Consider the following 13,200-nt stretch of genomic DNA (forward strand, 5'->3'; position numbering starts at 1 on the left):
TGACACTTGAAGTGAGGCGAAAGCAATGTGCCTCGCTTAAACGCTCACAGACAGCGACGAGGCCGCGGTGGCCGACAAGGCTTGCGCCTCGCGCTGGATCATCTGCTCGATCCAGTTGTAGGACGATGTCGCCGAGTTCGAGCCGCCTGAGTTGGAGTTGGAGCTCGATGAGCTCGACGCAGCCGGCGTCGTCATCGAGACCTTCGAGCCGTCGGCATAGGTGACGGTGGTCGTGGTCGAGCCGTCGCTGTTGGTCACGGACGTCGAGGTCGCCCCGGTCAATGGATCGGAGCTGCCGTCCGAGCCGCTGCCGCTGGCGTCACCGGAGCCGCTGGAGCTGCTGGCGCTTTCGGCATGGTCGTGACCGTGATGTCCGCCCTTCAGCGCCTTCGACATCTCGTCGAGGCTGACGCTGCCGTCGCCATTGGTGTCGAGCTTGGAGAAGACGTCGTCGGCCTGCGCCAAATTGGTGCCGCCCGCGCCGAGCGCATTCTCGAACTCCGATTTGGTAATGCTGCCATCACCATCGGCATCGATCTGCGAAAACAGATCCTTCAGGGCGTCCTGCGGGCTCATCGAGGTCGACGATGAGCTCGCTGAGGAGCTCGACGAGGTCGAGCTGGAGGAGCTGCTCGTGCTCGCCGACGACTGGCTTTGCGCCGCAATCAGCGCGCTCATCGTCTCAGGCGAGATCTGCGGACAGTTGCCGGAATTGACCGACGAGCTCGCGCCGCTGGTCGTGCTGCTGCCGCTGTCGATCGAGAACGGGTTGGTCGCCCCTTGCGTGGAGCCGGTCTGCTGCGTCGAGGACGTCTTCGAGGACGTCAACGCTTGCAACGCGTCGAGCGCACCCGATACGGCACCAAGGGCGAACAACATTCGACGACTCCAGACGATGCGGCAAGCCGCGGCCAATGCTCCCATCCAGTCAGCAAGCGTCGTGCCAGCGCAAAAACCTCAATCAAATCCGGCTTTCGCGCGCTTTGGACCGTCGGGGAACACCGGCAATTCGTGCCGGTTGCGGCAGAATTTTCCGCCCACAGGAAGCGCCTTCCCTGCATTGCTCCCCCGCTTCGCCCATGTTAGGCGAGGCCCATCGTCACACGGCGCCAACGGCTTTTTCGGGAAACTGTGCCCATGACCCAAGCCCTCGCACTCCGCCCCCTGGTGATCGCACCGTCGATCCTGGCGTCGGATTTTTCCAGGCTCGGCGAAGAGGTGCGCGCTGTCGATGCGGCCGGCGCCGACTGGATGCATCTCGACGTCATGGACGGGCATTTTGTGCCGAACATTTCGTATGGCCCCGACGTCATCAAGGCGATGCGTCCGCACACCAGGAAGATCTTCGACGCGCATTTGATGATCTCGCCCTGCGATCCCTATCTGGAAGCCTTCGCCAAGGCCGGCTGCGACCACATAACCGTGCATGCGGAGGCAGGTCCCCACCTGCACCGCTCGCTGCAGGCGATCCGCGCGCTCGGCAAGAAGGCCGGCGTCTCGCTCAACCCGGGTACGCCGATCAGCGCAATCGAATACGTCGTCGACCTGATCGATCTCGTGCTGGTGATGTCGGTCAATCCCGGCTTCGGCGGACAGGCCTTCATTCCGTCTGCGCTCGGCAAGATCCGCGACATCCGCGCGATGACCGCGGGCAGGCCGATTGACATCGAGGTCGATGGCGGCGTCGGGCCCGACGTCGCGGGGGCCCTTGCGGCGGCCGGCGCCAACGCCTTCGTCGCCGGAACTGCGGTGTTCCGCGGCGGCACGCAAGAGGCCTACAAGACCAATATCGACGCGATCCGCAGTGCCGCGGCAAACGCGCGCGGCGAAGCGATCTGAGCGAACGCGCGCGAAATATATTGCGGGTTTCTACGGTGCTGCACCGCGACACACTCAAGATTGTGTCGTACCCCCGTAATCATCCCAGCTTCCCTGATTCGCACAAATCAATGCAAAAGAGCACTCCCCTTTTTGACGGGAGCACATCATGACAACGACCTTGGTCTGGACTGGCGTGGCGTTGTGGCTTGGCCTGAATGCAGCGATTGCGGCGCGCAGCATCTTGGTCGCGCGACCGGTACGAGTCGCGGCTCGTTCCGCCCGCATCATTTACCTCCACCGCCACCGGGGCTGATGCCCCGTGCAAGTCGCGATCGCAAAACGTCAACCGAAGCGCAGGTGCCGCATCCCACGGCGCCCGCATCCGGACCTCGATTATTTCTTCGGTCGCTACGAGCGTACCGCGTGCGATGCCAACGACGACACCGGGTCCGAGATCGTGGACCTGGACCAGTACTGGTCACAGCGTCCGCACTGAAATCCCTTTCTGGAATTATCTGATGAAACCGCTTTGCCCAAACTGCCTGACCGAGATGTCGAAGGCAGCCACCTCGCGGAATCTGTTCCACTGCGAGCCCTGCCGCGAGATCATCCAATTCTTCGGCGTCGGCCCCGACCGCAGCGACGCCGGCCCGGACTTCTGGCTGCCCGTCCGCCGCAAGCGCGACGGTCACCGCGCCTGCGCCGCCTGAGCTGTGGTACTAGCCCGCAGCTTCGTCCGCCCTCACCTCTTCTGAATCCGCAGCCATCCTCGGCGGCCGCACCACGGTGACGGTGCAGGTTGCTTCCGACGCGACCTTCGATGAAACGCTGCCCAGCAGCGTGCGCCTGAACGAGCTCTGCCGCGCCCCGATGATGACGTGGTCGACCTGGTTGATCTCGGCGAATTCCAGGATCGCGGCGGCCGGATCGACCGCCTCCAGCACATGAACCGTAAGCCGACTCTCGTCGAGCTTGAGCGGCGTCGCCCAATGCCTGAGTGCGACCATCCGGTCGATATGCTTGTTGGAGCCCTCTTCGTCGAGCGTCCGGTCGATCACGAGACGATTGAGCTTCAGCACGTTGACGCAGGCGAGCCGCGCCGAGGGTAGCGTCGCCAGGATCCGCTCGGTGGTGACGCGCAGCGCCTCGTTCAATTCGGCTGCGCCCTCGGCGGTGTCGAGCGCGACGGTGAGGATCGGGCTCGAGGCAATCTGCGCCGCCACATCCGATTTCGGCCGCGGCTGCGTCGCCTCCTGATTGAAGCGACGTCGCCAGGCGACGGACAGCGGATCGCGCTTGAGCCGCTCCGAGCGCGCGGTGAGCCTGACCTTGTCGGGATGGGTGAGATCGAAGGCAAGCTGTGCGGCGGTCGGATAACGCCACACCGGCTCGATCTCCAGACACCTGAGCACGATCTCCTGAAGCCAGGGCGGATAGTCGGGGCGCAATTTGCGCGGCGGATGCGGATCGCGCCACAGCCGGCGCCGCATCGCCCGCAGCGTCTCGCCCTCGCCGAACGGCCGCTCGCCGGTGGTGAAGAAATAGAGCAGCACACCCAGCGAAAACAGATCGCTGCGCGGATCGTCGCGCACCCCAAGCAGCCGCTCCGGCGCCATATAGGGCGCGGTGCCGTAGGGCAGCCGGAATTCCTCCTGCAACAGATCCGGCAGATGGTTGTGATGCGACAGGCCAAAGTCGATCAGCACCGCCTCGCCGCTCGCGCGGAACATGATGCTGCTTGGCTTGATGTCGTGGTGGATCACGTTCTGGCGGTGCAGATCGGCCAGCGCGGTCGCGATCTTCGCGACCAGCACGCGCGCCTCCTCATAGGGCAGCGGCAGGTCGGGCAGTCGCGGATAGAGCGTGGTGCCGGGAAGCTGCTCGATCACGACATAGGCCTGGCGCGCGAAATCGCCGGTGCCGAAGCAGTGCGGCACGTGCGGGCCGGCGAGCCGCGGCAGGATCATCTGCTCCATCTCGAAGGAGACGATCGCGGCGGGGTCCTCGCCCTCGGACACCCGCGGGACCTTCATCAGAAGCGGCGCGTCGATGCCGGGATGAGTGACCGTCCACAGCGTCGCCATGCCGCCGGCATGCACGCATTCGCCGACCGTGAAGCCGTCGATCTGAGCTCCGACCTTGACCAGGGATTTCGGCATCGCTCAGCGCCCCTGCGACAGCCGGTCCGCCAGCCAATGCGGCAGGCCGTTCTCGCGAATCCGGCTCGCCGCCGCCTCGATGTCATAGGGTACACGGCAATAGGTGATCTGACAGCTCTCGGTGTCGAACATCGTAAAGCAGGCGGATGGATCGCCGTCGCGCGGCTGGCCGACCGAGCCCATCACCGCGAGCCATTGCCGGCCGCGCAGCAGTTGCACGGCAACGCCGGTCTTGGGTACGAAACTCGTCATCTTCGCAGTCACCGACATCGAATAAAGCGCCGGGCGATGGATGTGGCCGCAGAATGTGACGTGGCACGGCGTCGCGATCAGGCTTTTTGCGGCGTCCGCCGTCGAGCGGACATAGTGCCATCGAGTCGGATGCGAGGCTTCCGAATGCACATAGAGACGATCGCTATCCTCGATGGACATCGGCAGTTCAGCGAGGAAGCGCCGCTGCGCGGCATCGAGCCGGCCGCGGGTCCATTCGATCGCGATCTGCGCCTCGGCGTTCATGGTCTCGGCCGACGATTGCACCGCCTGGTCGTGATTACCGCGCACAGCGACGGCGCCGTGAGCCATCAGTTCCATCGCGGTATCGACCACCCATTCCGGATCGGCGCCATAGCCGACGAAATCGCCGAGCAGGATGAAGCGCTCCGCTCCGCGCTCGCGCGCTGCCTTCAGGCACGCGTCAAAGGCCTGCCGGTTGCCATGGATATCCGAAAAGACGGCCAGTCGCACGCGTCCTCCACCCTCAAACTCTATTCGTATGCCGATAAAGCCAATTTGAGGGACGTCAACAAGATGCGACAGCGCGGGAAGGTTTTCCAGCACGCCTATGCCGGAATGGTGAAGAGCCTATTGTTCATCCTTTGGCGGCATACGGGGTGGCGGCAGCGGCGTGAACACGGCCCCCTGTGCACCGGCCGGCGGTGCGCTGAACTCACCGGTCGATGAGTCGCCGCCGGCCGTCTCGATCACGGCCTTCGGGGTCACATATTCCCTGACCATGTCGATGATGGTGCCGTCACCCCCGCCAAAATCCGCGGCGCGCCCGCCTTGCGGGCGTCCTGCCGCGATCTCGTTCTCCGCTGCATGGGTCTTTTCGGCCAGCGCGTCATTATAGGGAACGCGGAACGCCCTTGGGATGCCGCTCGGCCGGTGGTCGTCGTCGAGCTCCTCGACCCACAGATAGATCGAGCCGGGGTCCCCCTCCAGCGAATGCGGCTCGACGATGCGCGCGGCCAACAGCTTGAATGACACAGGCAGCCGGTCTGCGGTGGCCCAGCCGAGCAGCCCGCGCATCGCAGCGAAGCTGACGAGGTAGAAGACGCTGGTCACAATGACCGCCGTGGCCTTTTGCGACCAGTGCAGGCGTCCATAGACCAGGACGACCAGCAGCAGCGCGCCGATCACGGCATAAGCGACCGAAATCGTGAGAATGACCAGTTGCAGGCTACTCACGGCGCATCCTCACGCCGGTCTTCGGATCGATATCCGCGCCGTTGCGCCAACTGCTGCGGAACGTCTCCAGCAGCGATTTCGGCCGCTGGTCGACGTTGACCACCTTGCCCTCGGAATCGAGCCGGAACCGTACCGCGGTCTTCTCGTCGCCGGTATGGTTGACGGTCAGCTTGTTGTCGAAGATCACCTGCGCCGTCGGATTGAGCTTCTGCACTTTCACGTTGGCCGAGACCGGCTCGCCGGTGGTCGCCTGGAAGTGCGAGACGTTGACGGTGTATTCGCCGGCAACGATGCCGCGCACGGTGACGATCTCCTCGCGGATCGGGGATGCGATCTTCTTGCCGTTGACCACGATGAAATCGTTGGCCCCGCCGCGGTCGTCGCGATCGAGCGTGAGGAAGCCGGCCTCGCGATGCCGGTACCAGGCGATGTTGCCGGCGGGATCCTGCACGAACAGGTCGAGATCGTCAGGATGATTGTCCGGCCAGTCCAGCGTGATCATGAACTCGGCCTTGGAGTCGATCTTTCCGTCCTTGGCGTCCGGGGAGACGGCGAGAAGCGCGATGAAGAACAGGAAGGCGATCACCTGGAGCGCCTTGAACAGCATCACGCCGAGCGGATCGAACTGTTCCTCGCGCGGATAGAGCCCGAAATCATCCATCATGGCGGCGTTCCCGGACGCTTGCGTTCCAGAGCCGGCGTGACGTAGGTCTCGGTCAGCACGACGGCGTCGGAGAACACCCGCTGGGTCGCAGCGTCGAGCATGTAATACTGGATGCGGACCAGGATCGAGCCGACGAGGCCCGCCAGCGTCGTGTACATGGCGACCGCCATGCCGTCGCTCATCAACCCCATCGAGGACCGCATCGCGACCTTGTCGGCCGCATCGAGCCCTGCGATCGGCGCCAGCATGATGATGAAGCCGATGATGGTGCCGAGCAGGCCGAGCTTCATCAGCGTATCCGAGACGAAGGCGCCGAACCCGTTGGAGCCGCGCAGGCGATCGGCGAGCGTGCGCAGCAGCAGCGTCTGGTCGACCGGCCGATAGTCCTGCGCCGCGGCTTTCGTCACCAGGCTCTCGATGTGGTCCCTGACGAGGCCATTCGGCAGCGATGTGCCGGTGGTATCGAGCGCCTTGCTGCCGTCCTTGGCCGACAGCACCGCACGGCAGCGCCGCGCCGCCGCCCCCTCCCGCGCGATCGAGCGGGTCCGCCAGAAGCAATGACCGCAGGTGGCGATATAGAGCACCGCGATCAGGCTTGAAATGTAGGTGCGGTCGGAGACCACCATCAGATGGATCAGGCCGAAGCGCCACAGCAGCACCACGGCGAAGACCGACAGGCCGGTGAAGATCATCCAGAGCAGGAGCGCGCTCCGCTCCGACGGGTCGGCCGCAGGCGGCGCGCTCTTGCCGATGGTGATCGAACTCATGCTGTCTCGCTCCCCGGTCTGTTAGCGACCCGTCCCGCATTAGATCAAAGCCGCCGCGCGCGGTCCAAAGAGCCATGCCCAAATCGGCTTGGGAAATTTTCCCGAGCAGCACCGCCCGGCAGCTCCCGCGATTGGCAAGGTCCGGCGGCGTTGTTATCGTGACCTTACCAAACGTTGGGGGTGATCGCATGCGCCTCGTGCTTCAGCTCGTCGCCCGTTTGCTCCTGATCGTCGCGTTGTGCCTGACCGCCGCGACGGTCTGGGCGACTTTTGATGCCTATCGCAGCGTCGATCGCGCCACGGCCGCCTCCGCCCAGCGCGTTGCGCATGCGCTGGAGGCGCTGTACTGGCGCGAGCTCTTGCTGCGCAGCAGCAGGATGCGCGAGCATCTCGTACCGGTTCCGGACTGGCGCACGCTGGAGACGATGAAGCTGATTGCGCCGGGCGTATGCGTCCAGTTCCAGCCAGCGGCCGCATTCGAGAAGCCCCTGTGCGGCCAGAGCCAGGGCATCGGCCAGACCCCGCCGCGCTGGTTTGCGTCCCTGGTCCCGACCTTCCTCGGCAGCCATGCCGAGGTGGTGCGACCGGTGAGCCCGCGCGCGGCCGCGGCCGGTACGGTCGTGGCGACGCCTGATCAGGCTGCGGCGATCTCCCTCGCCTGGGAGTACATTCTCAACGTGATCGACGTCGCGCTCTTGATGTCGGCGGCGATCGCGCTGCTGGCATCGCTTGCGATCGCGCATGCGCTGGCGCCGGCCCGCTCGATCGTGACCGCCTTGCAGCGGATGGCGCGCGGGCAGTACCGCACGCCGCTGCCGCGCTTCCGTTCCATGGAGCTTGCGATGATCGGCAATGCCGTCGGCGAGCTCGGCGAGCGGCTCGAGGAAGCGACCGAGCAGCGTACGGCGCTGACGAGGCGCCTGCTCGAAATCCGCGACGACGAGCGGCGCGCGCTCGCGCGCGAGCTGCATGACGAGTTCGGACAAAATCTGTCCGCCATTCTCGCGTTCTCCAGCACCATCGAGACGGCGAGCACGAAGGAGGCGAATGCAGGCGGGATCGCACAGGATGCACGCATGATCTCGCAGGCTACGCATCGCATCATGGCGAGCTTACGCGACACGCTGAAGCGGCTGCGCAATCCCTTGCCGGATGAGCTGGGGCTCGAGGCGAGCCTCGTCAATCTCGTCGATAGCTGGCGCTCGCAGAGCGCCACGCAGCCGACGATCCAGCTCGACCTCAAGGGCAATCTCGCGGATATCGGCGGCACGGCTGCAACCACCGCCTACCGTGTCGCCCAGGAATGCCTGACCAATGCGCTGCGCCACAGCGCGGCGCGCAAGATCAACCTGCGGATCGAGCGGCGCGCCGGCGAGGACGACGCCCTCCTGATCCGCGTGGAGGACGACGGCGGCGGCGATGCAGATCGGGTGGCACAGTCGGCCGGCTTCGGGCTGACCGGCATCCGCGAGCGCGTCGCGGCCGCCGGCGGTTCGCTGTCGATCGCGCGCGCCAATCGCGGGCTGAGCGTGGCGGCGACCATTCCGCTGGCCGCATGAGGCTGACATGACGGAGGTGGCGGCAAAGGGCATCTCGGTGCTGCTGGTCGACGATCATCCGATCGTCCGGCAAGGCTACCGGCGCGTCCTGGAAAGCCAGGGCGACCTGCATGTCGTCGCCGAAGCCGACAACGCGGCGGACGCCTACGGCGCCTTCAAGACGCACGATCCCGACGTCGTCGTGTTGGACATCTCGATGCCCGGCGCAAGCGGCCTCGAGGCTATCCGCAATATCCGCGCCCGCAATCCCCGTGCGCGGATCCTCGTCTTTACCATGCACAACGAGGCCGTGCTCGTGAAGGCAGCCTTCAATGCCGGCGCCAGCGGTTTCGTCACCAAGAGCAGCGATCCCGCCGCGGTCGTCGCCGCCGTTCGTGCGGTTGCGCGCGGCGAACGCGCCATGAGCGACGACATCGCCCATGTTCTGGCCGAGGAGAGCCTGTCACCGACGGGCTCGCTGCTCGATCAGCTGGGCGAACGCGAAATCGAGATCCTGCGGCAGTTCGTCAGCGGCGCCACCACCGAGCAGATCGCCTCACACCTCAATCTCAGCGTGAAGACGGTGCAGAACTATCACTACCTCATCAAGACGAAGACGGGCGCGCGGACCGACGCACAGCTCGTGCGGCTGGCCGCTGCTTGCGGGCTGACGAGAATCTAGCAGGAGGGCTGCCGCACCTTGGCAGGCCCTGTTGCTGTGCGAAATGGAACGGAGACCCTTCGGCGCCAGTTAGTAGCAAAGTGGAGGAGTAACGCCATGAGTACTCGCAAGGCAGTCGTCCATCCCCCGATCATCACCGTAGGCGAGCTCATCGACGAGCTTTGCCGCTTGCCGGATACGGCCGCCGTGAGCTTCCGTTGCCCGATGCTTGCACAGGAGCTTACGTTCTACCGGCTGCGAAAGCGGTCAAAGGACGTCGTCGAAGTCGAAGTCAATGTGTATCCGGAGAGTCCCCCTGTCGCGCCATCGGCCGGCGCGTTTCGCGCGCAGAAACAGGCCCGTCACCCGCCGCCCGCGCACAACGGGGGTCTCCTCCACAAAGCGAGGGGGTGAGTAGCGGTCAGGCCGCCTTCAACCCGCGCAGCAGCAGCGCCAACAGCGCGTCCACGCGTGCCGGCAGATCGGCGTCCTTCCACTCGTCGGCGTGGGCGGGATGGTGATAGCGGCTGGTCGCATCGAAGATCGCGCGTGCTGTAGCCTTGGTATCAGTGACGTCGAACACGCCCTGCTTCACGCCGTCGGACAGGATGGCCGACATCTGCTCGACGAGGCCGTCCTTGTGGCATTTCACCGCCGCGCAGGCTTCACGCGCGAGTGTCAGATAGGTCTGGAACATCTCGGGATCGTCGCAGACGCGCTCGCGCTTGGCGGCAAAAAGCGTCCGCAGCCAGGTCTCCAGCCGCGCCGGCGCAGGCCCCGTATCCTGGGCGATCTTGCGCAGCGGCGCATCCATGCGCTCGAGCCAGCGCTTGGCCACGGCCTCGCGCAGCGAGGCCTTGCTCGGAAAATGGCGATAGACGCTGCCATGGCTCACATCGAGCGCACGAGCAACGTCGACCACGGTGGCCTTGGCAAGCCCATAGCGCCTGAGCACGTCCTCGGTAACTTCGAGGATGCGCTCCGGCGTCAAGACAACGGCTTCGTTCATGCCAGCACCATGTTCCCGTGAGAGGGGCCATTCACCCGGCGATTAGGCCGCGTTCCGAAGCGGCCGTGCCGGTCGTTCGGAAAGCTCTTGCCTTAATGCGGCAGTTTTGCAGCCTGCGCCGCGATCTGGCGCGCCACCAGGACATTGAGCCAGTGCCCAATCTGCCCGGCGATATTGAGGATTTCGGTCGTCATTGTCGTAAGTCTCCACTCGTCCGCGACCTACCCTCTTTGAATTACGGCCCAAGTGTCCCCTTTGTTTCGGACCTCGGGCTCCCTGGGCGGGAACGCGGGACGCCCAATCCGAGCGTCCGAAGACGGATATACACATCTCGCTGACAGATTTCAATATCTGTCAGTCAGCTTTTCGTGATTGATACCCTCGCGAAAACCCCTGGCTATCCCCCGCTTGCGGGACCAAGCCGTTTGTTTCGCCCTCTCCGCTCTGCTAAATCGCGGCGTAAAAAGCATTTTGGCCGGTGTCCGTGCCCTCAGGCGCGCCCCGCCCCACCTGGAGCGTCTGCGATGATCCCCCGTTATACCCGCCCGGAAATGGCCTCGATCTGGGAGCCGCAGACGCGGTTCAAGATCTGGTTCGAGATCGAGGCGCACGCGGCGGACGCCCTGGCCGAGCTCGGGACGATCCCGAAGCAGGCCGCCAAGACGGTCTGGGACAAGGCCCGTAACGCCACCTTCGACGTCGCCCGCATCGACGAGATCGAGCGCGAGACCAAGCACGACGTCATCGCCTTCCTGACCCACCTCGCCGAGATCGTCGGCCCGGAGGCACGCTTCGTGCACCAGGGCATGACCTCCTCCGACGTGCTCGACACCTGCCTCAACGTCCAGCTCACCCGCGCCGCCGATCTCTTGCTCGCCGATCTCGACAAGGTGCTGGCTGCGCTCAAGAAGCGCGCCTTCGAGCACAAGATGACACCGACCATCGGCCGCTCCCATGGCATCCATGCCGAGCCGGTGACGTTCGGCCTCAAGCTCGCCTTTGCCTATGCCGAGTTCTCGCGCGCCAAGGAGCGCCTGATCGCGGCGCGCAAGGAAGTCGCGACCTGCGCCATCTCCGGCGCCGTCGGCACCTTTGCGCAGATCGATCCGCGCGTCGAAGAGCACGTCGCGAAAGCCATGGGGCTGACGCCGGAGCCGATCTCGACGCAGGTCATCCCGCGTGATCGCCACGCGATGTATTTTGCGACCCTCGGCGTGATCGCCTCCTCCGTGGAACGTCTCGCGGTGGAAATCCGCCATCTCCAGCGCACCGAAGTGCTGGAAGCCGAAGAGTTCTTCTCGGAGGGACAGAAGGGCTCCTCCGCGATGCCGCACAAGCGCAATCCGGTGCTGTCGGAAAACCTCACGGGTCTGTCGCGCATGGTACGCGCCTACGTGACCCCGGCGCTGGAAAACGTCGTGCTCTGGCACGAGCGCGACATCTCGCACTCCTCCGCCGAGCGCATGATGGGCCCGGATGCGACCGTGACGCTCGACTTCGCGCTCGTCCGCCTCGCCGGCCTGATCGATAAGCTGCTGGTTTACCCTGCCAACATGCAGAAGAATCTCGACCGCCTCGGCGGCCTCGTGCATTCGCAGCGCGTGCTGCTGGCGCTGACGCAGAAGGGCGCGAGCCGCGAGGACGCCTACAAGCTCGTGCAGCGCAACGCCATGCCGGTCTGGCGCGGCGAAGGCGACTTTTTGCAGCTCCTGAAGAAGGACGCCGAGGTAAAGAAGTATCTCTCGGACGCCGAGATCGAGGAGCAGTTCGACCTCGGCTATCACCTCAAGCACGTCGACACGATCTTCAAGCGCGTGTTCGGGGAGAGCTGAGTACGCTTCCGTAGCCCGGGTGAGCGCAGCGACACCCGGGACCACTCACGAAAATCCCGGATGTCGCTTCGCTCATCCGGGCTACAACTCAAGAAAACGGACCCTGCCCATGCCCGTCATCAACCGCGTCGCCGCACTCTCCGACGAAATGGCCGCCTGGCGCCATGACTTCCACGAGAACCCCGAGCTGCTCTACGAGGTGCACCGCACCGCCGGCATCGTTGCCGACAAGCTGCGCGCGTTCGGCTGCGACGAGGTGGTGACCGGCATCGGCCGCACCGGCGTGGTCGGGGTGATCCGCGGCCGCAAGGCGACGTCCGGCCGGACGATCGGCCTACGCGCCGACATGGATGCGCTGCCGATCATGGAGACGTCCGGCGTGCCTTATGCCTCCAAAGTCCCCGGCAAGATGCACGCCTGCGGCCATGACGGCCACACCGCGATGCTGCTGGGCGCCGCCAAATATCTTGCCGAGACGCGCAATTTCGACGGCACCGCGGTCGTGATCTTCCAGCCGGCCGAGGAAGGCGGCGGTGGCGGCAAGGCGATGGTCGACGACGGCCTGATGACCCGCTGGAACATCCAGGAGGTTTACGGCATGCACAACATGCCGGGCCTGCCCGAGGGCCATTTCGCAACGACTCCCGGCGCGATGCTCGCTTCCTCCGACAACATCCAGATTACGGTCAATGGCAAGGGCGGCCATGCCGGCGCCGGCCCGCATAAGTCGGTCGACAGTGTCCTGATCGGCTCCCAGATCGTTAATGCCTTGCAGTCGATCGTCTCGCGCAACGTCGACCCGCTCAAATCCGCCGTCGTCTCGATCACGCAATTCCACGCCGGCACCGCCTTCAATATCATCCCGGAGGTCGCCGAGCTCTGCGGCACGGTGCGCACGCTCGACCCCGAAGTGCGCGATCTCGTCGAGCGCCGCATCGGCGAGGTCGCCGACAGCGTGGCGCGGGCCTATGGCGGATCGGCCGCGACCAACTACACCCGCATGTATCCGGTGACGATGAACCACGCGCGCGAAGCAGGCGTTGCCGCCGAGGTCGCCCGCGACATCGCCGGCGCCGATCGCGTCAACGAAAAATTCATTCCGATGATGGGCGCCGAGGACTTCTCCTTCATGCTCGAAGCGCGTCCCGGCGCGATGATCCTGGTCGGCATGGGCGACGGCAACGAGTGCCACCATCCCGCATACATCTTCAACGACAACATCCTCGGCCACGGCGCGTCATATTGGGTGCGCCTGATCGAGAAGACGATGCCGGCGGGCTAA

General features: G+C 65.1%; 14 protein-coding genes. 7 read left to right on the forward strand and 7 right to left on the reverse strand.

From position 1 onward, the window contains the following. Window positions 1-36 precede the first annotated feature (36 nt). Window positions 37-879, reverse strand: a complete 843-nt coding sequence (locus QQL28_RS33370; RefSeq protein ID WP_284272441.1) for an EF-hand domain-containing protein — start codon at window positions 877-879, stop codon at window positions 37-39. A gap of 258 nt (window positions 880-1,137) precedes the next feature. Between QQL28_RS33370 and rpe the strand changes: the two genes are divergently transcribed. Then, the gene (gene rpe, locus QQL28_RS33375; protein WP_284272443.1) at window positions 1,138-1,839 is read left to right on the forward strand and encodes a ribulose-phosphate 3-epimerase; all 702 of its coding nucleotides are present in this window, start codon (window positions 1,138-1,140) and stop codon (window positions 1,837-1,839) included. Between the two features lie 500 nt (window positions 1,840-2,339). After that, the gene (locus tag QQL28_RS33380; RefSeq protein WP_284272445.1) at window positions 2,340-2,531 is read left to right on the forward strand and encodes a hypothetical protein; all 192 of its coding nucleotides are present in this window, start codon (window positions 2,340-2,342) and stop codon (window positions 2,529-2,531) included. 9 nt (window positions 2,532-2,540) lie between these two features. On the opposite strand, the gene QQL28_RS33385 is transcribed toward QQL28_RS33380, so the two are convergent. From QQL28_RS33385 to QQL28_RS33405, 5 genes are all read right to left on the reverse strand, one after another. Further along, a complete protein-coding gene (locus QQL28_RS33385; protein WP_284272447.1) occupies window positions 2,541-3,980 on the reverse strand; it encodes a serine/threonine protein kinase in 1,440 nt (479 codons plus the stop codon). Between the two features lie 3 nt (window positions 3,981-3,983). Next, the gene (locus QQL28_RS33390; RefSeq protein ID WP_284272448.1) at window positions 3,984-4,724 is read right to left on the reverse strand and encodes a metallophosphoesterase family protein; all 741 of its coding nucleotides are present in this window, start codon (window positions 4,722-4,724) and stop codon (window positions 3,984-3,986) included. 117 nt (window positions 4,725-4,841) lie between these two features. Continuing rightward, window positions 4,842-5,447, reverse strand: a complete 606-nt coding sequence (locus tag QQL28_RS33395) for a hypothetical protein (RefSeq protein ID WP_284272451.1) — start codon at window positions 5,445-5,447, stop codon at window positions 4,842-4,844. Continuing rightward, window positions 5,440-6,111, reverse strand: a complete 672-nt coding sequence (locus QQL28_RS33400) for a DUF2135 domain-containing protein (protein ID WP_284272452.1) — start codon at window positions 6,109-6,111, stop codon at window positions 5,440-5,442. The genes QQL28_RS33395 and QQL28_RS33400 overlap by 8 nt, the downstream gene beginning before the upstream one ends. Continuing rightward, window positions 6,108-6,878 carry a MotA/TolQ/ExbB proton channel family protein gene (locus tag QQL28_RS33405; RefSeq protein WP_284272454.1) on the reverse strand — a complete coding sequence of 257 codons (771 nt, stop codon included), beginning with the start codon at window positions 6,876-6,878 and terminating at the stop codon, window positions 6,108-6,110. The genes QQL28_RS33400 and QQL28_RS33405 overlap by 4 nt, the downstream gene beginning before the upstream one ends. Before the next feature lie 188 nt (window positions 6,879-7,066). On the opposite strand from QQL28_RS33405, the gene QQL28_RS33410 reads away from it, so the two are divergent. The 3 genes from QQL28_RS33410 to QQL28_RS33420 all read left to right on the forward strand — a co-directional run bounded on the left by QQL28_RS33410 (window position 7,067) and on the right by QQL28_RS33420 (window position 9,491). Beyond that, entirely contained in the window at window positions 7,067-8,437 is a 1,371-nt protein-coding gene (locus QQL28_RS33410; protein ID WP_284272456.1) for a sensor histidine kinase, read from the forward strand. A 7-nt stretch (window positions 8,438-8,444) separates the two neighbouring features. Continuing rightward, window positions 8,445-9,098 carry a response regulator gene (locus QQL28_RS33415; RefSeq protein ID WP_284272458.1) on the forward strand — a complete coding sequence of 218 codons (654 nt, stop codon included), beginning with the start codon at window positions 8,445-8,447 and terminating at the stop codon, window positions 9,096-9,098. A 96-nt stretch (window positions 9,099-9,194) separates the two neighbouring features. Then, window positions 9,195-9,491 (forward strand): hypothetical protein, encoded by a 297-nt coding sequence (locus QQL28_RS33420; RefSeq protein WP_284272459.1) that lies wholly within the window; start codon window positions 9,195-9,197, stop codon window positions 9,489-9,491. Window positions 9,492-9,498: 7 nt separating this feature from the next. Here QQL28_RS33420 and QQL28_RS33425 read toward each other — a convergent pair whose 3' ends face one another. Then, window positions 9,499-10,086, reverse strand: a complete 588-nt coding sequence (locus QQL28_RS33425; protein ID WP_284272461.1) for a TetR/AcrR family transcriptional regulator — start codon at window positions 10,084-10,086, stop codon at window positions 9,499-9,501. 524 nt (window positions 10,087-10,610) lie between these two features. Between QQL28_RS33425 and purB the strand changes: the two genes are divergently transcribed. Further along, window positions 10,611-11,918 (forward strand): adenylosuccinate lyase, encoded by a 1,308-nt coding sequence (purB, locus tag QQL28_RS33430; protein WP_284272463.1) that lies wholly within the window; start codon window positions 10,611-10,613, stop codon window positions 11,916-11,918. Window positions 11,919-12,027: 109 nt separating this feature from the next. Then, on the forward strand, window positions 12,028-13,200 hold the full coding sequence (locus tag QQL28_RS33435; protein WP_284272465.1) for a M20 aminoacylase family protein: 1,173 nt from the start codon (window positions 12,028-12,030) through the stop codon (window positions 13,198-13,200).

Source organism: Bradyrhizobium iriomotense (assembly GCF_030160715.1).
GTDB lineage: Bacteria > Pseudomonadota > Alphaproteobacteria > Rhizobiales > Xanthobacteraceae > Bradyrhizobium > Bradyrhizobium iriomotense.